The 23,326-nt window shown below is 66.8% G+C and carries 19 protein-coding genes; 13 read left to right on the top strand and 6 right to left on the bottom strand.

The window, feature by feature from the left end:
* Positions 1–13: 13 nt before the first annotated feature.
* Both AC07NC_RS14580 and AC07NC_RS14575 read right to left on the bottom strand, forming a co-directional pair.
* Positions 14–841, bottom strand: coding sequence for a hypothetical protein (locus AC07NC_RS14580; protein WP_008263034.1), 828 nt, complete (start codon positions 839–841; stop codon positions 14–16).
* Entirely contained in the window at positions 838–1,458 is a 621-nt protein-coding gene (locus AC07NC_RS14575; RefSeq protein ID WP_008263485.1) for a hypothetical protein, read from the bottom strand. Before AC07NC_RS14575 ends, AC07NC_RS14580 begins: the two co-directional genes overlap by 4 nt.
* Before the next feature lie 471 nt (positions 1,459–1,929).
* Between AC07NC_RS14575 and rpsL the strand changes: the two genes are divergently transcribed.
* The 4 genes from rpsL to tuf all read left to right on the top strand — a co-directional run bounded on the left by rpsL (position 1,930) and on the right by tuf (position 6,401).
* Positions 1,930–2,304 carry a 30S ribosomal protein S12 gene (gene rpsL, locus AC07NC_RS14570; RefSeq protein ID WP_008260482.1) on the top strand — a complete coding sequence of 125 codons (375 nt, stop codon included), beginning with the start codon at positions 1,930–1,932 and terminating at the stop codon, positions 2,302–2,304.
* 81 nt (positions 2,305–2,385) lie between these two features.
* A complete protein-coding gene (gene rpsG, locus AC07NC_RS14565) occupies positions 2,386–2,859 on the top strand; it encodes a 30S ribosomal protein S7 (RefSeq protein WP_008260172.1) in 474 nt (157 codons plus the stop codon).
* A 166-nt stretch (positions 2,860–3,025) separates the two neighbouring features.
* On the top strand, positions 3,026–5,104 hold the full coding sequence (gene fusA / locus AC07NC_RS14560) for an elongation factor G (protein ID WP_008258868.1): 2,079 nt from the start codon (positions 3,026–3,028) through the stop codon (positions 5,102–5,104).
* 106 nt (positions 5,105–5,210) lie between these two features.
* A complete protein-coding gene (tuf, locus tag AC07NC_RS14555; protein WP_040349698.1) occupies positions 5,211–6,401 on the top strand; it encodes an elongation factor Tu in 1,191 nt (396 codons plus the stop codon).
* Between the two features lie 136 nt (positions 6,402–6,537).
* On the opposite strand, the gene AC07NC_RS14550 is transcribed toward tuf, so the two are convergent.
* The 3 genes from AC07NC_RS14550 to AC07NC_RS14540 are packed head-to-tail and all read right to left on the bottom strand — an operon-like array spanning position 6,538 to position 11,611.
* Positions 6,538–7,326, bottom strand: coding sequence for a DsbA family protein (locus AC07NC_RS14550; protein ID WP_447941465.1), 789 nt, complete (start codon positions 7,324–7,326; stop codon positions 6,538–6,540).
* Positions 7,327–7,359: 33 nt separating this feature from the next.
* The gene (locus AC07NC_RS14545) at positions 7,360–8,760 is read right to left on the bottom strand and encodes a M48 family metalloprotease (protein WP_035311293.1); all 1,401 of its coding nucleotides are present in this window, start codon (positions 8,758–8,760) and stop codon (positions 7,360–7,362) included.
* Between the two features lie 58 nt (positions 8,761–8,818).
* Positions 8,819–11,611 carry an Rne/Rng family ribonuclease gene (locus tag AC07NC_RS14540; protein WP_196066378.1) on the bottom strand — a complete coding sequence of 931 codons (2,793 nt, stop codon included), beginning with the start codon at positions 11,609–11,611 and terminating at the stop codon, positions 8,819–8,821.
* Between the two features lie 517 nt (positions 11,612–12,128).
* Here AC07NC_RS14540 and AC07NC_RS14535 point away from each other — a divergent pair.
* Together AC07NC_RS14535 and AC07NC_RS14530 are read left to right on the top strand one after the other, a co-directional pair.
* Complete coding sequence (locus AC07NC_RS14535) at positions 12,129–13,298, top strand: N-acetylmuramoyl-L-alanine amidase family protein (protein ID WP_008258855.1); 1,170 nt, start codon at positions 12,129–12,131, stop codon at positions 13,296–13,298.
* 42 nt (positions 13,299–13,340) lie between these two features.
* The gene (locus tag AC07NC_RS14530) at positions 13,341–14,021 is read left to right on the top strand and encodes an SDR family oxidoreductase (protein WP_035306188.1); all 681 of its coding nucleotides are present in this window, start codon (positions 13,341–13,343) and stop codon (positions 14,019–14,021) included.
* Positions 14,022–14,044: 23 nt separating this feature from the next.
* Here the strand turns inward: AC07NC_RS14530 and AC07NC_RS14525 are convergent, their stop codons facing one another.
* The gene (locus AC07NC_RS14525; RefSeq protein ID WP_008261316.1) at positions 14,045–14,713 is read right to left on the bottom strand and encodes a J domain-containing protein; all 669 of its coding nucleotides are present in this window, start codon (positions 14,711–14,713) and stop codon (positions 14,045–14,047) included.
* Positions 14,714–14,758: 45 nt separating this feature from the next.
* On the opposite strand from AC07NC_RS14525, the gene AC07NC_RS14520 reads away from it, so the two are divergent.
* The 7 genes from AC07NC_RS14520 (at position 14,759) to AC07NC_RS14490 (ending at position 22,696) form a co-directional block, all read left to right on the top strand.
* Positions 14,759–15,064: a BolA family protein gene (locus AC07NC_RS14520; protein ID WP_035306246.1), complete on the top strand. Its 306-nt coding sequence runs from the start codon at positions 14,759–14,761 to the stop codon at positions 15,062–15,064.
* A gap of 85 nt (positions 15,065–15,149) precedes the next feature.
* Complete coding sequence (locus tag AC07NC_RS14515) at positions 15,150–16,967, top strand: response regulator (RefSeq protein WP_008263581.1); 1,818 nt, start codon at positions 15,150–15,152, stop codon at positions 16,965–16,967.
* Between the two features lie 121 nt (positions 16,968–17,088).
* Positions 17,089–17,601 (top strand): RcnB family protein, encoded by a 513-nt coding sequence (locus AC07NC_RS14510; RefSeq protein WP_008262246.1) that lies wholly within the window; start codon positions 17,089–17,091, stop codon positions 17,599–17,601.
* A gap of 97 nt (positions 17,602–17,698) precedes the next feature.
* Positions 17,699–19,387: a cisplatin damage response ATP-dependent DNA ligase gene (locus AC07NC_RS14505; protein WP_447941466.1), complete on the top strand. Its 1,689-nt coding sequence runs from the start codon at positions 17,699–17,701 to the stop codon at positions 19,385–19,387.
* A 322-nt stretch (positions 19,388–19,709) separates the two neighbouring features.
* Positions 19,710–20,054 carry a hypothetical protein gene (locus tag AC07NC_RS14500; RefSeq protein ID WP_230307641.1) on the top strand — a complete coding sequence of 115 codons (345 nt, stop codon included), beginning with the start codon at positions 19,710–19,712 and terminating at the stop codon, positions 20,052–20,054.
* Between the two features lie 49 nt (positions 20,055–20,103).
* On the top strand, positions 20,104–20,751 hold the full coding sequence (locus tag AC07NC_RS14495) for a hypothetical protein (protein ID WP_035306196.1): 648 nt from the start codon (positions 20,104–20,106) through the stop codon (positions 20,749–20,751).
* 433 nt (positions 20,752–21,184) lie between these two features.
* Positions 21,185–22,696, top strand: a complete 1,512-nt coding sequence (locus tag AC07NC_RS14490) for an integrase arm-type DNA-binding domain-containing protein (protein WP_196066377.1) — start codon at positions 21,185–21,187, stop codon at positions 22,694–22,696.
* Positions 22,697–23,326 lie beyond the last annotated feature (630 nt).

Genomic DNA, 23,326 nt, shown 5'->3' with positions numbered 1-23,326 from the left:
GCCGCCCTTTTTTCTATTCGTCCTTCCCGCCGATCTGCAGACCGCCGATGCTAGCCGAAAGGCCCTGAGGGCGGCGTTCGCCCCGGTTGATCGTCGTCTCTGCGCCCTGGCGCATGTCCACGCCCGGTACGTCGGGCAATTGCGCCCCGGCGCAGCCTGTACCGAAGTTGGATCCTGGGCAGTCCGCCGGGCCGACCACGCCGACGCCGCCGGACAGGGGGCGACGCTTGGCTTCCCATTCCGCCAGACGGCGAGCGCCCTCGCGGGCGAAGGCGGCGTCGCGCTGGGGATTGCCTGAGCCGGTGATCGGGGCGGCGTTCTCGCCGCGCCGGGCGAACGCGTCACGGCAATGGCGACGTTCGGCGTCGTTCAACAGGTCGGGCGAGGCGCAGCCGGGCAGGCCCTGGCGCAGCGACCGCGCCATGGCCCCGGACCGATTGGCGGGATCCACGCGCCAGACGTCGGCCGGCGGCGGCGCGCCGGGCGGCGCCGGGGCGGCGAGACGGGGACGCAGAGGCGCGGGCCGGGGCGCGGCCTCCGTCTCGGGCGTCCGCACCGACGGGGCGGGCGAGGCGTTCGAGGCAGAGGCGGCGACGGGGGCGACTTCCGGTCGGGTCACGGTCGGGACGCGCGGTCGCTCATCGGGCAGCAGGGGGCGGGGCTCGATGTCGAGATAGATCGGCGGCGGGGCGGCGACGATGTCGCCCCCCTCGATCCCCAGGGCCGTGAAGGACAGGGCGGCGATCAGGGCGGTGTTGATGGCGACAGCCGCCGTCGCCAGACCCGCCTTGCGCCAGTCGGGGCGTCGTCGATTCGGACGGGGCAGGGCGGACACGCTCATTCACGACGCTTTCGCAGATTGGGCAGGAGACCGTCCCGCGAAGAGAAGAGATCGACTTCGATATTGACGCCCTCGCACCCTGCGACCGGGTGGGGCGTCTCGCAAGCTGGATCGCCGCGCGGCGGTTCAGCGCGCTGCGCCTCCCATGCGGCCAATCTCCGCGCGCCGTGCCGGGCGAAGACAGCGTCGCGTTCGGCGTCGCCCGAGCCGGCGATGGGCCGCGCCGCGCCTGCGAATCGTCGCGCTCGATCTTCGCAGTAGCGACGCGCCTCGACCGACAGTCTGTTCGGTCCCTCGCAGGACAGGGGCAGGCCTCGCGTCGCCGCACCGGGGCCGACCCGCCAACGCGAATCGATGGCGTCGCCTAGGGTGGGGGCAGGAACGGCGGAAGGCTCAATGCGGCTGTCGTCGGGGCGCGGAACGCCGTCGGCGTCCTGCAGGATGCGGTGCGAGGCCGTGCGGGAAGCCGAGAAGGGCCTGACGGGCGCGCGCTCCTGGGCCAGGCGCGGGCGCGGCTCGATATAGAGATACAGGGGCGCGGCGGCCGGGGCGCCAAGATGGCCGGAGCGAGTGTCGCCGACGGACAGAAGCGCGATCAGGCCCGCATTCAGGCCCATGGAGACAACTACCAGCCCCGCCCTTCGCCCTCTCGACGGCCAGCCGCTCTCGGTCCGCATCCTGACCCCCCCCGTCACCCGAAAACGAGGCTCGGCTGCAAGCGTGGCCGCTTTCGGGCGCAGGTTGGGTTTGTTCGCGTCTTGGCTGTCGGCCAGCGCCAGGGGGCCGCCGCCGCACTTGACCAATCCCCCTATCGCGCGTAGAAGCCGCCCACTTTCGAGGCGTGGCCGGTTCGCCGGTCGCTGAGATCGTGACAATTGAACGGACGGGCTGTGCCCGCCGGAACGCCCAAAGCGCGCGTTCCGGCCCTTTGTGTTTTCCGGTGCGCCGGAGCGAACCAGGGACTGTTCGGGTCACGCGATCAGTCTCGATGACACCCGGGCGAGGGGATGGTCCCCCGTTCACAAGAAGGCGAGAGGCGCTTCGGTCGAAAGACACACGCCTCCATCAGAAGTCGAGATAAGTTTCGAATGCCTACGATCAACCAGCTGATCCGCAAGCCGCGCAAGCCCAAGCCCACCCGTAACAAGGTGCCGGCTCTGGAGGGTTCGCCCCAGCGTCGCGGCGTCTGCACCCGCGTTTACACCACGACCCCGAAGAAGCCGAACTCGGCTCTGCGTAAGGTCGCCAAGGTCCGTCTGGCCAAGAACGGCTACGAAGCCGTTTGCTACATCCCCGGTGAAGGCCACAACCTTCAGGAACACTCGGTTGTTCTGATCCGCGGCGGCCGCGTGAAGGACTTGCCCGGCGTTCGCTACCACATCCTGCGCGGCGTGCTCGACACGCAGGGCGTCAAGGACCGCAAGCAGCGTCGTTCGCACTACGGCGCCAAGCGTCCGAAGTAAGCCATTCGCGTCCGGGCCCCCGCGCCCGGAGGCCTTTTCGAGATCTTCCCGGCGAGCGCCGGGCACTGCAAGGAATACTCCATGTCGCGTCGTCACCGCGCCCAGAAGCGCGAAGTTCTGCCGGATCCCAAGTTCGGGGACCTGATCGTCACCAAGTTCATGAACTACGTCATGTACGAAGGTAAGAAGGCCGTCGCCGAGAACATCGTGTACGGCGCCTTCGACATCCTGGCCGACAAGAAGAAAGACCAGGAGCCGGTCGCCACCTTCCACGCCGCCCTGGACAATGTCGCCCCGTCGGTCGAAGTCCGCTCGCGTCGCGTCGGCGGCGCCACCTATCAGGTGCCGGTCGAGGTCCGTCCGGACCGTCGTCGCGCCCTGGCCATCCGCTGGCTGGTGAACGCCGCGCGCAAGCGTGGTGAAAACACCATGACCGAGAAGCTGGCCGCCGAACTGCTGGACGCCTCGAACAATCGCGGCACCGCGGTCAAAAAGCGCGAAGACACCCACAAGATGGCCGAGGCGAACCGCGCCTTCAGCCACTATCGCTGGTAAGCGTCTTAAAACCGTCTCCCTTTCAAAGGTAATGGGCGGTTCCTATCTAAGACTATCCGGCGCGGGCGGTTTGAGCTAAATCGCCCGCGCTCGCTTATCCGCTGCATCGACGATCATCCCGAGGGCGCCACCCGCGTCCTAGACCTACTTCTCAAGGCACGTTTTCATGGCTCGTACGCACAAGCTCGAGGACTACCGCAACTTCGGCATCATGGCCCACATCGACGCGGGCAAGACGACGACGACCGAGCGGATTCTCTATTACACCGGCAAGAACCACAAGATCGGCGAAGTGCACGACGGCGCTGCGACCATGGACTGGATGGACCAGGAGCAGGAACGCGGCATCACGATCACTTCGGCCGCGACGACCGCCTTCTGGCAGGGCAAGCGCCTGAACATAATCGACACCCCCGGACACGTGGACTTCACCATCGAAGTCGAGCGTTCGCTGCGCGTCCTCGACGGCGCCGTGACCGTGCTGGACGGCAACGCCGGTGTTGAGCCGCAGACCGAAACCGTCTGGCGCCAGGCCGACAAATATTCGGTGCCGCGCATCGTCTTCGTCAACAAGATGGACAAGATCGGCGCCGACTTCGACGCCTCGGTCCAGTCGATCCGCGACCGCCTGGGCGCCAAGGCCGTGCCGATCCAGTTCCCGATCGGTTCGGAAAACACCCTGTCCGGCCTGGTCGACATCGTCGAGATGCGCTCGGTCGTCTGGGACAACGACGCCCTGGGCGCCAACTTCACCGTCGGCGAGATCCCGGCGGACCTGGTCGACAAGGCCAATGAAGCCCGCCAGTACCTGATCGACAACGCCGTCGAACTCGACGACGAAGCCATGCAGGCCTATCTGGACGGCGTCGAGCCTTCGGTCGAAGTGCTGAAGAAGTGCATCCGCAAGGCCGTGCTGACCGGCGCCTTCTATCCGATCCTGTGCGGCTCGGCCTTCAAGAACAAGGGCGTGCAGACCCTGCTGGACGCCGTGGTCGACTATCTGCCGTCGCCGCTGGACATCCCGCCGACGCCGGGCATCGACTTCAAGACGGAAGAGCCGATCACCCGCAAGGCCTCGGACGACGAGCCCCTGTCGGTTCTGGCGTTCAAGATCATGGACGACCCCTTCGTCGGTTCGCTGACCTTCTGCCGCCTGTATTCCGGCAAGATGGAAACGGGCATGAGCCTGCTGAACTCCAGCCGCGACAAGAAAGAGCGCGTCGGCCGGATGCTGCAGATGCACTCGAACAACCGTGAAGACGTCAAGGAAGCCTTCGCCGGCGACATCGTCGCCCTGGCCGGCCTCAAGGAAACCCGCACCGGGGACACCCTGTGCGATCCGCTGAAGTCGCCCGTCATCCTCGAGAAGATGGAATTCCCGGCCCCGGTCATCGAGATCTCGGTCGAGCCCAAGACCAAGGCCGACCAGGAGAAGCTGGGCGTCGCCCTGGCCAAGCTGGCTTCGGAAGATCCGTCCTTCACCGTCTCGACCGACCACGAGTCGGGCCAGACCATCCTGAAGGGCATGGGCGAGCTTCACCTGGACATCAAGATCGACATCCTGAAGCGCACCTACAAGGTCGAGGCCACCATCGGCGCGCCGCAGGTCGCCTATCGTGAATCGCTCGGCCGCAAGGTCGACATCGACTACACCCACAAGAAGCAGACCGGCGGTACGGGCCAGTTCGCCCGCGTCATGATCACCTTCGAACCGGGCGAGCCGGGTTCGGGCTTCGTGTTCGAGAACTCGATCGTCGGCGGCGCGGTGCCCAAGGAATATATCCCGGGCGTCGAAAAGGGTCTGAACTCCATCAAGGATTCGGGTCTGCTGGCCGGCTTCCCGCTGATCGACTTCAAGGCGACCCTGACGGACGGCAAGTACCACGACGTCGACTCCAGCGTGCTGGCGTTCGAAATCGCGGCCCGCGCCGCCTTCCGCGAACTGAAGGAAAAGGGCGCGCCGAAGCTGCTCGAGCCGATCATGGCGGTCGAGGTCGTGACCCCCGAGGAATACCTCGGTTCGGTCATCGGCGACCTGAACGGCCGTCGCGGCATGATCCAGGGTCAGGACATGCGCGGCAACGCCACCGTCGTGAACGCCTTCGTGCCCCTGGCCAACATGTTCGGCTATGTGAACACGCTGCGCGGCATGTCGCAGGGCCGCGCCCAGTTCACGATGCAATACGACCACTACGAGCCGGTGCCGCAGCACGTCGCCGACGAAGTGATCAAGAAGTACGCCTAAGCTTTTCCTTTCGGAGAAGCGGACCTAAAAGCGCCCGGCCCGAAAGCCGGGCGCCCTTAACCCCCAGACTGCAGGAACCCCGGTTCGGGGACCTAGGAGCTAGAAAATGGCCAAGGAAAAGTTCGAACGCACGAAGCCGCACTGCAACATCGGCACGATCGGCCACGTTGACCACGGCAAGACGACGCTGACGGCGGCGATCACGATGACGCTGGCCAAGGCCGGCGGCGCCAAGGCGATGGCCTATGCGGACATCGACGCTGCGCCGGAAGAAAAGGCGCGCGGCATCACGATCAACACCGCGCACGTGGAATATGAGACGGCCAACCGTCACTACGCCCACGTCGACTGCCCCGGCCACGCCGACTATGTGAAGAACATGATCACCGGCGCGGCGCAGATGGACGGCGCGATCCTGGTGGTTTCGGCCGCTGACGGCCCGATGCCGCAGACCCGCGAGCACATCCTGCTGGCCCGTCAGGTCGGCGTGCCGGCCCTGGTGGTCTTCATGAACAAGGTCGACCTGGTCGACGACGAAGAACTGCTGGAACTGGTCGAGATGGAAGTGCGCGAGCTGCTGAGCTCGTACCAGTTCCCGGGCGACGATATTCCGATCACCAAGGGTTCGGCCAAGGCCGCGACCGACGGCGTGAACCCGGAAATCGGCGAACAGCGCGTTCTGGCCCTGATGGAAACCGTCGACAGCTACATCCCGCAGCCGGAACGTCCGGTCGACCTGCCCTTCCTGATGCCGGTCGAAGACGTCTTCTCGATCTCGGGCCGCGGCACCGTGGTCACGGGCCGCGTCGAAAAGGGCATCGTCAAGGTCGGTGAAGAAGTCGAGATCGTCGGCATCCGCCCGGTCCAGAAGACGACCTGCACCGGCGTCGAAATGTTCCGCAAGCTGCTGGACCAGGGTCAAGCGGGCGACAACGTCGGCGTTCTGCTGCGCGGCACCAAGCGTGAAGACGTCGAGCGCGGTCAGGTTCTGTGCAAGCCGGGTTCGATCACCCCGCACACCAAGTTCCTGGCTGAAGCCTACATCCTGACCAAGGAAGAGGGCGGCCGTCACACCCCGTTCTTCACCAACTATCGCCCGCAGTTCTACTTCCGCACGACCGACGTGACCGGCATCGTGCAGCTGAAGGAAGGCGTCGAAATGATCATGCCCGGCGACAACGCCGAGCTGAACGTCGAACTGATCACCCCGATCGCCATGGACCAGGGCCTGCGCTTCGCCATCCGTGAAGGCGGCCGCACCGTCGGCGCCGGCGTCGTCGCCAAGATCATCGAGTAATCGAGGATCGAAATCGGCCTCAAGTCGCGAGCCTCCGCGAGGCGAGCATAGGCCGAGAGACAGAGTCGCCTAACAGAACGACCCCCGGAGCGATCCGGGGGCCGTTTTGCTGTGTGGACTGCCTTGCGGCTTCAGATCAGCGCTTGGCGGCCTCGATCATCCGGGCGATCTCGGCGGGGTCGATGCTGGCGGCGGCCTTGCCGTTGACGAAGAAGGTGGGGGTGCCCTGCAGCTTCAGCGCCGCCGCCGCCGTGTGGATGTCGGCGATGTGGCGGGTGGTTTCCGGCGCGACCAGGGTCTGTTTGGCGCGCGCCATGTCCACGCCGTGTTGGGCCAGGATGCGGTCGGTGGATTCGGGCGTCAGGGCGCGCTCGGACATCAGGGCGTCGTAGACTTCCAGATACTTGCCTTGTTGGTGCGCGGCCAGCGCGGCGCGGGCGGCGTACTGGGACGCGACGTCCTCGCCCCGGTCCAGGATGGGCCAATCCTTGAAGACGAAGCGGACGTCAGGGTGGGCCGCCATCAGGGCGCGGAACTGGGGCGCCACGGCCTTGCAGCCGGGGCAGCGGAAGTCGAAGAACTCGATCACCGTCACCTTGGCGTCGGCCGGGCCGAACGCGGGGTCGCGGGCGTCGGGGGCCAGCAGGGTGGCATTGGCGGCCGCCGCTGTATTGGTGTCGTCGACGCGGGCCTGGCCCTCCTTGGCCTGAAGCGCCAGGCTGGCCTCCTGCAGCACCTCGGGGTGGGTCAGCAGATAGGTGCGGACGTCGTCGCCCGAACCGCCGCCGAAATAGGGGGCGGCGGCCAGGCCCAAGGCCACGACCGAGACGCCCAGCGCGACATAGCCGGCGACCGCGCCCGTGAGGCGGCTGCTTTTGGCGGGCGGCGGGGTGTGGGGCTCAGGCGCGGGGGCGTCGTCGGTCATGAAGGCTCGCAGTCAGTAGGGGGGGGCAGGGCGTCAGTTCAGCGTGGTCGGCTTGCGCGCGGCGTCGCGACGATCCAGGTCCAGCAGATCGTCGGGCGTGGCTCCTGACGCAAGGACGATGTCCACCGCCCGGCGCCATTCGATGGAATTGGGGTCCAGCATGCTGCGGGCCCGCAGGGCGAACTGGGTGGCTTCGCGCTCCTGGCCGGCGGCGAAATAATACTCGGCCGTCGCCAGACGGGCCTCGCCCTCCTTGCCCTGGGCGGCGTAGGCCTGGCCCAGCAGGCGCCAGGCCATGGTGTTCTCCCGCTCGGCGACGGTGGCGTGTTTCAGCTGGTCGATGGCCTCGTCCAGGTTCTTGGGATCGTCCGTGCCGATCAGGGCGTGGGCCAGGTTGATGCGCAGCAGGGGGGCGTCGGGCTTGAGCCGCACGGCCTCGCGGTGGGCGGCGACGGCCTCGACCGGACGGCCTTCCTCGAAATAGATCTGGCCCTTCAGTTCGGCGAAATAGGGGTTCTGCGGATCCTCGGCGATCAGGGCGTCCACCGCCGACAGGGCCTTGTCGGTCTGGCCGTCGCGATACCAGGCGATGGCGCGGGCGTAGCGGGCGGGCAGGGCCGTGTTGGTCGAGGGATAGGCGCGCAGGGTGGTGTTCGGCGGATCCATGAAGGCGTGGATCTTGGCCAGGATCAGGGCGTGCTGGGCCATCCGCTCGGGGCTGTCGCGATGATCGTAATGGGGCTGGTCCTGGACGAAGCGGCGCATGGATTCGATGCGCTGCGACGACAGGGGGTGGCTGCGGAAATAGGGATAGCGGCGGGCGTCGGAGAAGACTTCCTGGGCGCGGAAATTCTCGAAGAAGGAGACCAGGCCCGCGCCGGATTCGCCGGCGCCCTCCAGGGCGCGGGCGCCGGTCAGGTCGGCTTCGCCCTCCTGGCCCTGCATATACTGAAGCGCGCCGATCGTGCCGAAATACTGGCTGGAGCCCAGCAGGGCGAGGCCCGCGTCCGGCGCGCCGGCGGCAATGGCCAGGGCCCCGAGGGCCATGGTCATGAACATCGGCTGTTTGGCGGCGTTCTGGGCCCCGTCGCGCAGGGTGTGGCGGTTCTTGATATGGCCTGCCTCGTGCGCCATCACCCCCAGCAGTTCGTTGGGGTTCTTGGTCCGCAGGATCAGGCCGGTGTTGACGCCCATGATCCGCCCACGCGTGGCGAAGGCGTTCAGCTCGTTGTCATTGACCAGGAGAACTTCGACGTCGGTCGGGTTCAACCCCATGGAGACGAAGACCGGATCGACCCATTCGCGGATGATGCCCTCGATCTCGGTGTCGCGGATCAGGCTCTGGGCCGAGGCCTGGCCGGCGGCGACGAGGGCTGCGAAGCCCACCGCCGCCGCGGCCAGAACACGAGATGCGGAACGGGGAAGCCACGTCATGGCGTACTCCAGTAGCGGCCGACCCCCGTCTGCATCCTGACAGTCTAATCGTGACCGATCAGCGGCGCCACCACCCACGTTTGGGCTTTTCGGGCGGGGCCGAGATCTGGTTCGGGTCTTCGGCGATGATCGCCTCGACGTCGATCTCGGGCGTCGGGGCGACGAACGGTTCCGGCAGAGCCGCCGGTTGGGGTTCGACAGCGACCGGCGGGACAGGCCGTTCGACCGGCGAGACCATGACCGGCTCGGCGGCCAGGGCCTCTTGCGGCGTCACGTCCAGTTCGACCGGCGCGCCTTCGAGCGCCGCCTCGTTCGGCTCGATGGCCGTGTCGGGGTGCGGCTCGACGTGCGGCTCGGCGGCGGTCTCGATCGGTTCCAGCGCGGCTTCGGTTTCCCGTGCCGGCTGGACCACGGCGTCGGCGCTGGCCGACTTGCGGCGAACGCGACGACGCTGGGGTTCGGGCGCGACGGCGGGGGCCTCCGTCTCCGGCGTCTGGGCCTGGACGGCGTCGGCCCCGGCTCCATCGGCTACGGCCATCGGCGTCAGGGGCGAACCGTCGGGCGGCATGCCCTCATTGGTGGCGCGGTTCTCGACCTTGATCTCCTGGCCGATGGCGTCGCCGCCCCGACCCCGGCCACGACGACGACGGCGACGCGAACGGCCGCCTTCCTCGCCCGAGCCCTCTGACGCCACGGCGTCCAGACCTTCGACCTCGGCCTGTGCGGCCTGGGGACGCTCGGCGCGATCCGGACGTTCGGCGCGCGCCTCGGGACGGCCAGGGTTCAGCGGGTCGAACCAGACATAAGGATCGTCCAGCGACGGGGTGCGGCCGCGGACCCAGGTGTAGACGTCACGCTCGCCGTCCTCGCGGACGCGGCGGCCGCCACGGCGACCCCGGCGACGGCGACGGCCGTTCTCGTCCTCTTCGTCGTCCGAGGCGTCGTCGATGTTCAGCGTATCAGCGGCTTCTGAGGTGTCGGAGACCTCGGCGGTCTCTTCGTCCCGACGACCGCCGCGACGGCGGCGGTTGCGGCCCCGACCCCGGTCACGACCGCCGGACTCGGCGCGTTCAGCGCGTTCGCGCGGCTCGTCGTCGTCGCTGTCCTCGCGGTCCAGCGCCTCGACGTCTTCCTCGTCCTCGTCGTCGCCGACGATTTCCTCGTCGTCGTCCTCATCCTCGTCTTCGTACAGCGAGGCGTCGAAGTCGTCGTCGAGGTTGGGCATCTCGATCTCGGGCGCGACGAAGTCCTCGTTCGTCTCGGTCCGTTCGATATTGTGCTCGCCCTGGCCCAGGCTGTCGTCGATCTGGACGATGACGTTCAGGCCGCGCCGCTCCAGCAGCGACTGCAGATAGGCGCGCTTGTGGTTCAGGATGTACAGGCCGACGGCGGTGCAGACCTTCAGCACCACGACGCCCGCGCCGTTCTTGCCGGCCTCGATATCGACCGCGCGCAGCGTCATCAGGGCTGCGGATTCGGCGGAGCGGATGCGGCCGGTGCCCTGGCAGTGCGGGCAGGCCTCTGTCGCGCCCTCGATCACGCCCAGGCGACGGCGCTGGCGGCTGATCTCCATCAGGCCGAAGGGCGAGATGCGGCCCATCTGGATGCGGGCGCGGTCGGACGACAGGGCGTCCTTCAGCACGCGCTCGACCGTGCGGTTGTTCTTGCCCTCATCCATGTCGATGAAGTCGATCACGACCAGGCCGGCGAGGTCGCGCAGGCGCAGCTGGCGGGCCGCTTCTTCCGCCGCTTCCATATTGGTCTTGAACGCCGTCTGTTCGACGTTGCGTTCCTTGGTGGCGCGGCCCGAGTTGACGTCAATGGCCACCAGGGCCTCGGTCTGGTTGATGACCAGATAGCCGCCGGACTTCAGCGGCACGACCGGCTGGTGGATCTGGGTCAGCAGTTCTTCGATGCCGTTGGCCGCGAACAGGGGGCGCGAGCCGCGATACAGGTGAACCTTCTTGGCCTGCGACGGCATCAGCACGCGCATGAAGTCGCGCGCCTCCTTGAAGCCCTCGACGCCCTCCACCTGGATGCCGTCGAAATCCTTGTCGAACATGTCGCGCACGGCGCGGCGGACCAGGTTTTCTTCCTCGTAGATGACCGAGGGGGCGTGGGAGGCGAGGGTGGTCTCGCGGATCGTCTCCCACAGCCGCAGCAGATATTGATAATCGCGCTTGATTTCGGCCTTGGTGCGCTTGGCGCCGGCCGTGCGGATGATCAGGCCCATGCCCTTGGGCACTTCCAGGGCCGAGACGGCGCTCTTCAGGCGGCGACGGTCGGAGGTGTTGGTGATCTTGCGGCTGATGCCGCCGCCCTTGCCCGTATTGGGCATCAGGACGCAGTAGCGGCCGGCCAGCGACAGCCAGGTGGTCAGGGCCGCGCCCTTGGCGCCACGCTCGTCCTTGACGACCTGGACCAGCAGGATCTGGCGGCGCTTGATGACGTCCTGGATCTTGTAGCGGCGCATCAGGCGGCGCTTCAGCCGCTCCTCGTCGGCCAGGGCGGCTTCGGGATCGGCGTCGTCGTCGGATTCGCGGCCCAGATCGTCGTCATCGTCGTCGTCATGCGCTTCGGCCATGATGGCTTCGCGGTCGGCGACCGGAATCTGGTAGTAGTCCGGGTGGATTTCGTTGAAGGCCAGGAAGCCGTGGCGGTTGCCGCCGTATTCAATGAACGCAGCCTGCAGGCTGGGCTCTACGCGGGTGACCTTGGCCAGGTAGATGTTGCCGCGAAGCTGGCGCTTCGCACGGGATTCGAAATCGAATTCCTCAATCTGGCGTCCGTCCACGATGGCGACCCGGGTTTCCTCCGGGTGGGCCGCGTCGATCAGCATTGTCTTTGACATGGAAAGTCTCTCTCTGGCGCGCACGGGCCGGCCCTTCCAGAACTCTGGACAGGGTCACGGCGGCTCGCCGAATGGGGGGAGGGGCCGGGGCGCGCGAAATCCCCTCGCCGAAAACGGCGAAGCGGGCTTGGTCAAGCCGTAGGGGGACGCAGGCGGAAAGGCCCATGGAGGTCGTCGGTCCTGAACCGTGCGCGCCAATCCGTTGGAACGGGTAAGGCCGCGACACTGGTCCGCTCTTCGAACCACCGGCGACGCCGGCGCGGTTCTCGGATTGGTGAAAAGTCAGCGCCGCGAGGAGGGCGCGCCGGGTTCCGCTGAGGCGAAGAAGGCGCGATCGGTTCGCGAGCAGTCACATCATAGTCACGCCGGACGCGAATTAAAAGGTGTTCGGCCTTAACCCCCTGAATACGAGCATCTGGCATCATGGCGACCAGGTTCCAGTAGGATTGGGTTCGACGTCGTTATGGGCGGTCGTGTTTTGACAGGTGTAGAGCGCTGGGGCGCGAGGGAATGGGCGATGACCGCCTTGGCCTTCGTCGTCATCTGCACGGTCGCCCTGTTTTCGACGCGGGGTTTCGCCTGGGGCGCCCAGGGGGATGTCCTGGGCGTGCGCTTCGGTGCGGACGGCGACCGGACCCGCGTGGTCATCGATCTGGACAAGTCGACACAGGGGCGCGTCATCGATACAGGCGCCGCGGGCCGGGTCACCCTGGCCCTGAACGGCGTCGCGCCCGGCCGCGGCCTGAACGGCGGCGGTTCGGGCCTGGTCCGCTCCTATCAGGTCAGCGCCTCGGGCGGGGCGTCACGGATTGAGCTGGAGCTGGCGCGCGGCAGCGAGATCGAGCGCCGCTTTCTGCTGCCCCCCGGCGACGGGGTGGCCCATTATCGCTATGTCGTCGATCTGAAGGCTGTCGGTGGAGCTATAGCCGCGTCACGACCCGCGCCGCGGACGACGCCGGCGCCGCGTCGCGCCGAACGCCCGCTGATCGTCATCGACGCGGGGCACGGCGGCAAGGACCCGGGCGCCAGCGGAGCCCTGACCCGTGAGAAACAGGTCACCCTGGCCGCCGCCCTGGTTCTAAAGACCGAGCTGGAGCGCACCGGCCGCTATCGGGTTCGCCTGACGCGGGCCGATGACACCTATGTCGATCTGTATCGCCGCGTTTCCATCGCCCGCCAGTCGGACGCCGATCTGTTCATCTCGCTGCACGCCGACGCCGGGTCCGATCCGGCCCTGCGCGGCGCCAGCGTCTATACCCTGTCGGAACAGGGCGCCGGACGGGCCGTGCGCGAGTTCACGCGGACCGACAATTGGCACCGCGAACTGCACCTGCCGGGGCGGGACCCGTCGGTGGACCGTATCCTGCTGGACATGACCCAGCGCGCCACCCAGAACCGTTCGGCCCAGTTCGCCCGCGTCCTGCTGACCCATCTGGAAGGCTCCGACCATCCGCTGCTGCGCCGCAGCCACCGTGACGCCGGCCTGGCCGTGCTGCTGGCGCCCGATGTGCCGGCCGTGCTGCTGGAGATGGGCTTCATCACCAATCCCGAGGACGAGCGTCTGCTGACCGACGAACGCGCGCGTCGCCGTTTGATGAAGTCGGTCGCGGACGGCATCGACCGCTATTTCCGGGAGCCGACGGCCCCGTTGATGACGGCGTCGACTGATGGAGCCGGGCAGCCCTGACTTCGGCTGCAACCAGGCTTCGGCTCAGCGGTTTGCGTGACTATGAAAAAGAGAGCGATCATCACCGGGGGCGCAGGCCTGATCGGCGCCGGACTTTGTCAGGCCCTGACGGATCGGGGCTGGGAGGTCGCCGCCTTTGACCTCAAGCCCGCCTCGTCCGGCGCGCGGTCGGTTCTCTGCGACGTCGGCGACGAAGCCTCGGTCGCGGCGGCCTTTGTCGAACTGGGATGGTCGGAGCTGGATCTTCTGGTCAGCAACGCCGGCGTCGCTGATCCGACCAACGGCCCCCTGGCCGACCTGTCGCTGGAGGCCTGGCGCCGGACGGTGGACAGCCACCTGACGGGCGCCTTCCTGATGTCTCGCGCCGCCATCCCGATGCTGCGGGAAGGGGCCAGCATCATTCACATGACCTCGACCCGGGCGATCATGTCTGAGCCCCAGACCGAGGCCTATGCTGCGGCCAAGGGCGCGCTGTCCGCCCTGACCCATGCGATGGCGATCAGTCTGGGGCCGAAGATCAGGGTCAATGCGATCGCGCCGGGCTGGATCGCCGCGCCGGAAGGTCTGAGTGAAAGCGATCACGCCCAGCATCCCGTGGGGCGTGTCGGACGCGCCGAGGACATCGCCGAGGCCGTCCTCTATCTCGTCGAGGCCGGATTCGTCACCGGACAGGTGCTGACGGTGGACGGCGGCATGACCCGCAAGATGATCTACGCCGACTGAAGGCGCGGATCCGCCAGCCTGGTTTAGGCCAAGCCCGCCTTTTTCAGTGTCTTCCAGGCCTTGATGACGCGTTGCAGCTTGGCCTCGGCGCCGCGGTCGCCGCCGTTGGTGTCCGGATGGAAGCGTTTCAGAAGGTCGTGGTACTGAGACTTGATCTTGGCCTTCTCGGCGCCGGGATCGAGATCGAGATCGGCCAGGGCGGCGCGTTCCAGCTTGCCGATTCGGCGGTCCTCGGTCGGGGACTGCGGGGCCTGGTCGCCGCGACGGCCGAACAGGCCGAAACTGTCACGCCAGGAGCCGGCGCCGGTGTTGTTCGCTGTGCCCATCTTGGCGGAGAAGGCGGCGGCCTCGCGCGTGAACTTGCCGGCCTTCATCTCCCAGGTCGGACGACCGCCGGTCATGGCCTCGTTCTCCTGGACGGCGCGGACCTGGCCTTCGCTCATTCCGGCGTAGAAGTTCCAGCCCTTGTTGTATTCGCCCGCATGCCCCTGGCAGAACTCGTAGAAGTCGTTCAGCCGCTCGCGCGACTTGGGCGCCCTGGCGGTCGCGGCCTTGCGGCAGTCGGGCCATTGGCACGGTTTTTCGCCCGGCTTCAGGTGCAGGACGTCCGCCTTGGCGGCTTCCTCCTCGGGCTTCGGCGGCTTGACCCGAATGTCGGTGAAGCGCGGCTTGTATTGAAAGGAAGCGGACATCGCCCGAAGTGTAGTGTGGAATTGGACCTCTTCAAGGAAACGATCATGTCAGACGGCCCTGTGGCGACGATTATCCGTGAAAAACTGAACGCCGCGCTTTCGCCGCAACGGCTGGAGATCGAAGACGACAGCGGACGGCACGCCGGCCACCACCACGAAGGCGGCATGGACGCAAAGCCCGGCGGCGAAAGCCACTTCAATCTGGTGGTCGTTTCTGCGGCGTTCGAAGGACAGTCGCGGCTGGAGCGGCAGAGGACGGTCAACGGGGTGCTGAAACAGGAGCTGTCGGGCCCGATTCACGCCCTGTCGATCCGGGCTCTCACCCCCGTCGAAGATTCCCACAGCGCCTGATTGCGAAGAAAACCAGCGTTCACTCCGTCTTAGAACCTTCGTCCTAGCGTCACGCGACCAAACAGAACGTGGGGACGGCTGGAACATGGTGGAATCTGACGGCGTCGCGAAGGCCTTTGCGGGCGACCGGCGCGCGGGCGATCCTGCTCAGGCCCTGACGGCCATCCTGCAGACCCAATATCTGCGGTACCTGATCATCGCCAGCTGGGCCCTGGGTCTGCTGGGCACGGTGGCTTGGTGGCAGGCCATGATATGGTTCGTGGTCACTTTGGCGGCCGGTTCCATCCGCGGCGTCGTCGAACACAAGCTCAGCCACCGCGTCGATGTCGGTTGGGGCATGGTTTTCCCCGCCGTGGCGACCGTCACCACCGCCGCATGGGCCGCTGCGCCGCTGATGGCCTGGTTCTCGAATTCGGCGTTCGGTCAGACCCTGGCCGTCGCCCTGATCATTTCGGGCTATGTGCTGGTCTTCGCCCAGTTGCGCAATTCGCCGCGGCAGGCCGTCATCATCTCTTCGCCCTATGGCGTCGCCGCCTGTATTATCCTGTTCAGCCTGTGGGGGACGCCGCAGTTCTGGTCGATGTTGGCCGTCCTGCCGTTCACCATGGCCTGTCTGTTCGTCCTGGTCACCATGACCATGCTGCGCGAGCGTCGGATCGACGCCTTCCAGGCGCATCAGGCCCATCTGATCGAGGAGCTGGAGGCTGCACGCGACAAGGCGGACGCCGCCAACGACGCCAAGTCGAACTTCCTGGGCGTCATCTCGCACGAGCTTCGCACGCCGATGAACGGCGTCCTCGGGGCGGCCCAGCTGCTCAGTGCGACGCGACTTGAAGGGGCCCAGCGCGAATATCTGTCGATCATCCGCAATTCCGGGGACAATCTTCTGTCCCTGCTGAACGACATCCTCGACATGACCAAGATCGAGGCGGGAAAGATGACCTTCGAAGTCGTCGATGTCGTCGTCGATGACCTGCAGCGCCGGATTTCCGGACCCTTCGAGGCCCAGGCCGAGGCCAAGGGGCTGACCTTCGTGTCCGAACTGGAAGGGGACATTCCGGCCGTGGTGCGCGGGGATCCGCTACGGGTCTGCCAGGTCGTGCAGAACCTGCTCTCGAACGCGGTCAAGTTCACCGACGTCGGCGAAATCCGCTATGTCGTGCGCGGCCGACGTATTTCCGACCGCAGGGTCGGGTTCGAGTTCTGCGTCACCGACAGCGGAGCCGGCATTTCTCCGACCGATCTCGAGCGGTTGTTCCAGCCCTTCACCCAGGTGGACGCCTCCTCGACGCGCCGGTTCGGCGGCACGGGCCTGGGGCTGACCATCGCGCGACGCATGGCCAACATCATGGGCGGCGACATCAGCGTCGATTCCTCCGTGGGCCGCGGGTCGAGCTTCACCCTGACCGTCGAAGCCGAGGTGGTGGAATGGAGCCGCCGTGTCTCGATCGAACGGGTCGAGACCGAGATAGAATGCTGTGAAAGCCTGCGGGTGCTGGTGGTCGAGGACCATCCGGTGAACCGCATGATTCTGGAGGCCTGGATGAGCACGGCCTCGCATGTCACCGCCACGGCCGAGAACGGGCAACTGTCCCTGGAGGCGGCGAGCGAGCAGCAGTTCGACCTGATCATCATGGACGTCAACATGCCGGTGATGGACGGCCTGACCGCCACCCGCAGGATCCGCGAAGGCCAGGGGCTCAACGCCGACACGCCCATCGTCGTGCTGTCCGCCTCGGCGCGCAGCGAAGACCATCAGGCCGGCCTGGACGCGGGCGCGGACGCCTATCTGACCAAACCCATCGATTTCGGGGCCCTGGCCGAGATGATGAGCCGTGTTCCGGGCGGACGCGAGGCCGTGGGCCGCGCCATGTCGCCTGCGGAACAGTCGGTCGCCGCCTGATTGAGGCTGAAAGGCGGTCCTGGTCTGAACGGCAGGCGACCGCGCCGGTTCAGACCCGCCTCAGCCGCCGGTCTCCATAGTGTGGGCAGTCGAATGGTTCGGCCGCAGATGGAGACATCCCATGAAGAAGATTCTCACCGCCACGATGGCCGCGGTCCTGGCCGCCACCGCCGTGGGCGCCGCCGGAGCCGCCTCGGCCCAGTCTCGTGACGACCGCCGCTACGAACAGCGCCAGGACAACCGCCAGCACAATCGCCATGACGGGCGTGACGAAAGACGCGATGACCGCCACGACCGCCGGGATGATCGCCGCGACTTCCGTCGGGACCAGCGTCAGGATCGCCAGGAGTATCGCCAGGATCAACGGCAGTACGGCCGCTGGCAGCAGGCCCAGCGTCGCTATCATGCGCCGCGCTATGTCGCCCCGCGCGGCTATGCGGTTCGCACCTGGAGCTATGGCCAGCGCATGCCGTCCTATTACCGCAGCAACGGTTATGTGGTGAACGACTACGGCCGCTACGGCCTGCGCGCGCCGCCGCGCGGCTATCAGTATGTCCGGAGCGGCAATGACGTGGTGCTGGCGGCGGTCGCGGGCGGTCTGATCACCGCCGTCATCGCCGGACTGTTCAACTGATCATCGCGTGATCCGATCTGCGCCCCGGAGGGAAACCTCCGGGGCGTTTTTCGTTCTGGGCTGACGGCGACGTCTCGAGCGCCCCATATGGATGCCCATGCGCGCCTTCGCCGAACTTCTGGACCGCCTGTCGCTGACCGCCTCGCGGAACGCCAAGCTGGTGCTGGTGCGGGACTATCTGAAGACGACGCCCGATCCGGATCGGGGCTGGGCCCTGGCGGCCCTGACCGGCGACCTGACCTTCGATGCGGCCAAGCCCGCCATGATCCGCAAGGCGGTCGAGGCGCGGGTGGACGGGGTGCTGTTCGGCTGGTCCTATGACTATGTCGGCGACCTGGCCGAGACGGTCGCCCTGATCTGGCCGGCGCCGTCCGACCGCCGGCCCAATCGCGAGCCCGAACTGGGCGAGGTGATCGAGGGGTTGCGGACCGCGACCCGCGCCGAGGTCAAGGGCCTGCTGGAGGGCTGGCTGGACGCCCTGGAGCCCAAGGGACGCTGGGCCTTGTTGAAGCTGATGACCGGCGGGTTGCGGGTTGGGCTGTCGGGCCGGCTGGCCAAGACGGCGGCGGCGATGATGCGGCCCGAGACGCGTCTGACGCCTCCTTCACCGGACGGGGCGGAGACGATTACGCCGCTTGAGCCGGTGGACGTCTCGGCCATCGAGGAGGTCTGGCACGCGGTCCCGCCCCCCTATGGCGATCTGTTCGCCTGGCTGGAGGGACGGGCCGAACGGCCCAGCCCGGATGCGCCAGGGCGGTTCCGCCCGGTGATGCTAGCTGTCGCTGTCGACGAGGCGGTCGATTTTCCCAAGATGGACCCGGCCGACTACGCCGCCGAATGGAAGTGGGACGGCATCCGGGTTCAGGCGGTGGTCGAGGGCGCGGTCCGCAAACTGTGGTCCCGCACCGGGGACGAGATTTCGGGCGCCTTCCCCGATGTGATGGAGGCCCTGGCGTTCGAGGGCGCGCTGGACGGCGAACTGGTGGTCTGGCGCGACGGCGCCATCGCCCCCTTCGGCGACCTGCAACAAAGGCTGAACCGCAAGACGGTGGACGCCAGGACCATGGCGGCCTTTCCGGCGGCGGTGGTCGCCTATGACCTGCTGGCGGACGGCGCGACGGATTTGCGAAGCCTGTCCCTGCGTGAGCGGCGGGCGCGACTGGAGACCCTGGTCCAGGGCCATGGGGGCGGGCGGCTGCATCTGTCGCCCCTGGTCGAATATGCGGACTGGGACAGCCTGGCCCGGCTGCGGGCCGATCCGCCGGTCGGGGCGGCGGCCGAGGGGCTGATGCTCAAGCGGTGGGACAGCCCCTATGTGGCGGGCCGCCCCAAGGGGCCGTGGTTCAAGTGGAAGCGGGATCCTCACGTCATCGACGCCGTCCTGATGTACGCCCAGCGCGGGCACGGCAAACGGTCCAGCTTCTATTCCGACTATACCTTCGGGGTCTGGACGGAGGAGGGGGCGCTGACCCCCGTGGGCAAGGCCTATTTCGGCTTCACCGACGAAGAACTGAAACAGCTCGACAAGTTCGTGCGCGACCACACGGTGGGCCGGTTCGGGCCGGTGCGGTCGGTGCGGGCCGAGCGGGATTTCGGCCTGGTGCTGGAGATCGCCTTCGAGGGGCTTCAGCGTTCGACCCGGCACAAGTCGGGCGTGGCGATGCGTTTTCCCCGCGTCAGCCGCATCCGCTGGGACAAGCCCGCACGCGAGGCGGACACCCTCGACGCCGTCATGGACTTGCTGGATGCGATAGAGACCGGAGGGGGGCGCATCGCCAAGGTCTAGCGCCTTGCCGCGGGTGAGACCGCGACGCGGCTTTGACCGGGTCGGGGCAAGCCCTCGCCGAACGGGGCCTTCCGGCGTAAAGACTTCGGCCTGGAAATAGGTCGAGTGCGTCTGGCTTCAGTAGCGTTGAACCAGATGATTTACTCATATCTGCCGAGCGATCAGCCAATTGCAAAGCGTTGCAGTAAAGGCCGCCGCCGTTGTCGTAGTGCAGGCGGTCGTTACGACTCTATTGCGCGGATGATGGCCCTAATTGGCGTTTCTTTCGGAACGATTTGAGGCGGAGGCCACTTCAAATCTGTATCTCGAAAGGACACGCATCATGATCAAGCCCATCTTCGCGCTCGTCGCCGCCGGCGCTCTGCTGGCCGCTTGCGGCGACAATGCCGAGTCGACCGGACCGGTCGAAGGTCCGGCGGTCTCGACGTCGGAAACGCCCCGCAATCCTGCGGTGGATACGGACGACACCACCCAGACCACGGCGCTGACGCCCGGCGCCAATTCCTTCACCGAAGGCCAGGCCCGGGAAGCGATCGAGAAGCAAGGCTACACGGACGTCGGACCGCTGATGCAAAACGAGAACGGCGTCTGGTCCGCCACGGCCATGAAGGACGGCGCTCAAGCCACCGTCTCGGTCGACTACAAGGGCGTCGTCACCGCGCAATAGGCGCGCGCGTCTTCCCAGATTTTCAAACCATCAGATTCAGGAGCGCCCAATGGCGACCGTCACCCGTCTCTTCGACAGCCACACCCAGGCCCTGCAGGCCGTGTCAGACCTGGAAGCCGCCGGCTTCAAGCCTGACGACATCAGCATCGTGTCCAACAACGCCGACAACTGGCACGCCGGCCATTCGCATCCCCACAAGGACGGCGCGGGCCCGCTCGGCGACCGCAACGGCGACGGAGAGAATGATGTCGCCGACGGAGCCGGCACGGGCGCGGCGACCGGCGGCCTGGCCGGGGCCGGGGCCGGTCTCCTGGCCGGTCTGGGAATGTTGGCCATCCCCGGGCTTGGGCCGGTCGTGGCGGCAGGCTGGCTCGCCTCGACGGCGGTCGGCGCCGCCATAGGCGCGGCGGCCGGGGGCGCTACAGGCGGCCTGCTCGGCGCCCTGAAGGAGGCCGGCCACTCGGACGAAGACGCCAATGTCTACGCCGAAGGGGTCCGGCGCGGCGGAACCCTGGTCAGCGTCAAGTCAGACGGTGACGATGAAAGCCGGGTCGAGGCCATCCTGAACGGCCGCCAGGGCTTCGACGCCGTGTCGCGCGGCGAAGCCTATCGCGCCTCCGGTTGGAGCCGGTTCGACAGCGATGCTCAACCCTACAGCAGTGAAGACATCTCGCGAGAGCGGGCCCTCTACCGCTAGGGGCAGGCCGGATGCGACGCCCGCCAGCCAAGACGCTGGCGGGCGAAGATGGTTGAGGGCGAGATGCGAGTTGCTGACTCTCAGCCCCGCGACGCCGCGAACCGTGATTTCGCAGTCGGTTCGACAGCCGTCTCGTTCCGGAGAGCGGCTGAATTTTCTGATTTATAAAGGGAAAGACGATGGTGGGTGATGTAGGGTTCGAACCTACGACCCGCTGATTAAGAGATGCCGATGTACGGCGCTCCGAACACCGCGAAATCAGCGAAAGTGTGCGATCCAGATTATTGATATAATTGAGTATTTTCGCGATACGGCGTGGGCTATCGTAGATTTACGGGTTGAAACCATGCTGCCTCCGGGCGTCAATTTCACCGTTTTTCTCACCGTTTTTCTGGCCCCGATCTCACCGTTTTTCACGCGAAAAAGTCAGCAAATGTCGAACCTGCGTTTGACCCTCACAGACAAGAATCTGATCGGCCTGCCCCTGGCCCGCGATCGCCCCTATATCGCCCGCGACACCGACCTCGGCGGCTTCTTCGTGGTCGTGGGCAAGACCTCCAAGACCTTCACGATCCAGGCCGATCTTCATGGTGAGGACGGCGCGCGGACCACCATCCGGATGGCGGTCGGCGAGGTGGGGTCCATCAACTCGCGCGAGGCGCGCAGTCGGGCCAAGGCGCTCATCGGCCGGATTGGGAAGGGCGAGGATCCTCGACCGCCCAAGGTCAAGAAGGTCAAGCCGCTCCCGGCCGAGATCGACGGAGCGCCGATCACCTCGCCCGATGGCGTGCCGACCCTCGGCGAGGCCTGGCGTCGGTTCAGGGCCTCGCATCTGCTGCGCAAGAAACGCGCGGAAGGCACGCTGCGAGGCTATACGGATCACATGGAGCGGCTCTTCGCCGACTGGCTCGACCGGCCGCTGTCGGAGTTCGGCGACGCGCCCCTCCTAGTCACCGATCGGCACGACCTCATCACCCAGAACAACGGCCCGGCGATCGCCAACGGGGCGATGCGCAGTTTCCGATCCGTCTACAATCACGCCCGCAAGACCTGTCGAAAACTCCCGGCGGAGAATCCGGTGAGCGCGGTGGACTGGAATCCCGAGCATCGCAAGGATACCGCCATGGGGGTCGCCGACTTGCCCGCCTGGTTCGAACAGCTCGCCAAGATCCAGAACCCGATCCGCAGGGAGTTTCACCTCTTTCTGCTGCTCTCCGGATCGCGACCCGAGGTGATGAAAAATGTCCGCATCGCCGACCTCGATCTGCGCGAACGCGTCTTGCGCCTGACCAAGCCCAAGGGCGGAGAGGCCAAGGCCTTCGATATTCCCCTGTCTCGCACCATGATGGAATGCGTCTTCCGCCTGCGCCGCATCGGGCCGATTATCTATCCGAACAGCGGACGGACTTGGCTCTTTCCGAGCGACGCGCCGAGCGGTCATCTTCAGGAGCATAAGGAAAAGCGCGGGGTCCTCAGCCACTGGGGAAACGATCTGCGCCAGACCTATCGTACCCTGGGTCAGGCTGCGGAGGTGTCGGAGGTGGACATGCACCTCTTGATGAACCACTCGCTGCCCGGCGTGAACGCCGGCTACATCACGCGCTCCAAGCTGATGCGCGATCATCTGCGCGCCCAGCAGGAAAAACTGTCCCGGTTTATCCTGGGCGCCGCCGTCGGACGCGGCAGACGCCCCAGCGACGATCTCAGCCGTTGGCTCAACAGCACAAGCCGCGCCTTGCTCGAAGACTTGATGGCGGAGAACCCTGACGTAGCGCGGTTGAAGGGCGGATCGCGCGCCGCGTTGCGCAAGCTCGAGGTTCAGGCCGCCCGGCTTGCGGTTCACGCTCTGCCGTCAGTTCTGATCGACGCTCCCTCGCGGCGCAGTCGGGCCGGGCGAACGCGCCTGGGAAGAGCCGCGGCTGAGACCCAGCGCGTCACGAGATGAGGAGAACCCAGGGAGAGCAGGCTAGCCAGGGGGGCGGCGACATTCTCCTTCTCGCAAACCTGAGGCGCCGAGATGCGGCGTCCGAATGGGGGGGCGGGCCAGGAACTTCTGCGACGAAGCCCGGCGTTTCAGCACCGGCCGCCGCCGACGTCACAGACGTCCCCCGGCTCCCGGTCGGCCCCTATCGTTCCGGAGCCCGCCGTTGATCAGTCTAGCGGACTCAGGCGGCGCGCGTCACTCGGTCCGATAAAAGCCCGTCCCCAAATGCCTCAAGCTTTGCTAGTGTGGCGGTGTCAGGGCGCGCCGACCTCGTGCCTCGACCTGCGGCCCGGCGCGCTCATCCCCCTGAGGCCGGGCCGCACCCTTCGCGCCTTGTGGACCTGCGGGCGAGACCCGGGCCTTTTACGCATCAAAGAGGCAGGGCGCCGCCAAAACCGCAGCCGCCACGGACCCGAGATCTCGACGTTGTCCTTTGACGGATCGCTGTTCCCAGCCCTCCTGTCCCGTGCTTTGCTGAAGCGCTGCGGCGTCGCCCGACGCCTCGGCAGGCGGCTGTCAATCGGCGTCTAAAAGGGACCCCCTATCGGCGTGCAATAGGGACCCCCTTTTGAGGTTCGGGATGGACGTCAC

It is taken from the genome of Brevundimonas sp. GW821-FHT10A07 (assembly GCF_059415785.1).
The sequence above is the reverse complement of the archived record's forward strand: the minus strand, read 5'-3'. Positions and strand labels throughout refer to the sequence as shown.

Coding starts and splice junctions, on each gene's coding strand:
- AC07NC_RS14510 (WP_008262246.1), top strand. CDS start 17,089: ATGAAGAAGATTCTCACCGCCACGATGGCCGCGGTCCTGGCCGCCACC.
- rpsG (WP_008260172.1), top strand. CDS start 2,386: ATGTCGCGTCGTCACCGCGCCCAGAAGCGCGAAGTTCTGCCGGATCCC.
- AC07NC_RS14495 (WP_035306196.1), top strand. CDS start 20,104: ATGGCGACCGTCACCCGTCTCTTCGACAGCCACACCCAGGCCCTGCAG.
- AC07NC_RS14535 (WP_008258855.1), top strand. CDS start 12,129: ATGACCGCCTTGGCCTTCGTCGTCATCTGCACGGTCGCCCTGTTTTCG.
- AC07NC_RS14545 (WP_035311293.1), bottom strand. CDS start 8,760: ATGACGTGGCTTCCCCGTTCCGCATCTCGTGTTCTGGCCGCGGCGGCG.
- AC07NC_RS14575 (WP_008263485.1), bottom strand. CDS start 1,458: ATGGGCCTGAATGCGGGCCTGATCGCGCTTCTGTCCGTCGGCGACACT.
- rpsL (WP_008260482.1), top strand. CDS start 1,930: ATGCCTACGATCAACCAGCTGATCCGCAAGCCGCGCAAGCCCAAGCCC.
- AC07NC_RS14580 (WP_008263034.1), bottom strand. CDS start 841: ATGAGCGTGTCCGCCCTGCCCCGTCCGAATCGACGACGCCCCGACTGG.
- tuf (WP_040349698.1), top strand. CDS start 5,211: ATGGCCAAGGAAAAGTTCGAACGCACGAAGCCGCACTGCAACATCGGC.
- AC07NC_RS14520 (WP_035306246.1), top strand. CDS start 14,759: ATGTCAGACGGCCCTGTGGCGACGATTATCCGTGAAAAACTGAACGCC.
- AC07NC_RS14540 (WP_196066378.1), bottom strand. CDS start 11,611: ATGTCAAAGACAATGCTGATCGACGCGGCCCACCCGGAGGAAACCCGG.
- AC07NC_RS14505 (WP_447941466.1), top strand. CDS start 17,699: ATGCGCGCCTTCGCCGAACTTCTGGACCGCCTGTCGCTGACCGCCTCG.
- AC07NC_RS14550 (WP_447941465.1), bottom strand. CDS start 7,326: ATGACCGACGACGCCCCCGCGCCTGAGCCCCACACCCCGCCGCCCGCC.
- AC07NC_RS14525 (WP_008261316.1), bottom strand. CDS start 14,713: ATGTCCGCTTCCTTTCAATACAAGCCGCGCTTCACCGACATTCGGGTC.
- AC07NC_RS14515 (WP_008263581.1), top strand. CDS start 15,150: ATGGTGGAATCTGACGGCGTCGCGAAGGCCTTTGCGGGCGACCGGCGC.
- AC07NC_RS14530 (WP_035306188.1), top strand. CDS start 13,341: ATGAAAAAGAGAGCGATCATCACCGGGGGCGCAGGCCTGATCGGCGCC.
- AC07NC_RS14490 (WP_196066377.1), top strand. CDS start 21,185: ATGTCGAACCTGCGTTTGACCCTCACAGACAAGAATCTGATCGGCCTG.
- AC07NC_RS14500 (WP_230307641.1), top strand. CDS start 19,710: ATGATCAAGCCCATCTTCGCGCTCGTCGCCGCCGGCGCTCTGCTGGCC.
- fusA (WP_008258868.1), top strand. CDS start 3,026: ATGGCTCGTACGCACAAGCTCGAGGACTACCGCAACTTCGGCATCATG.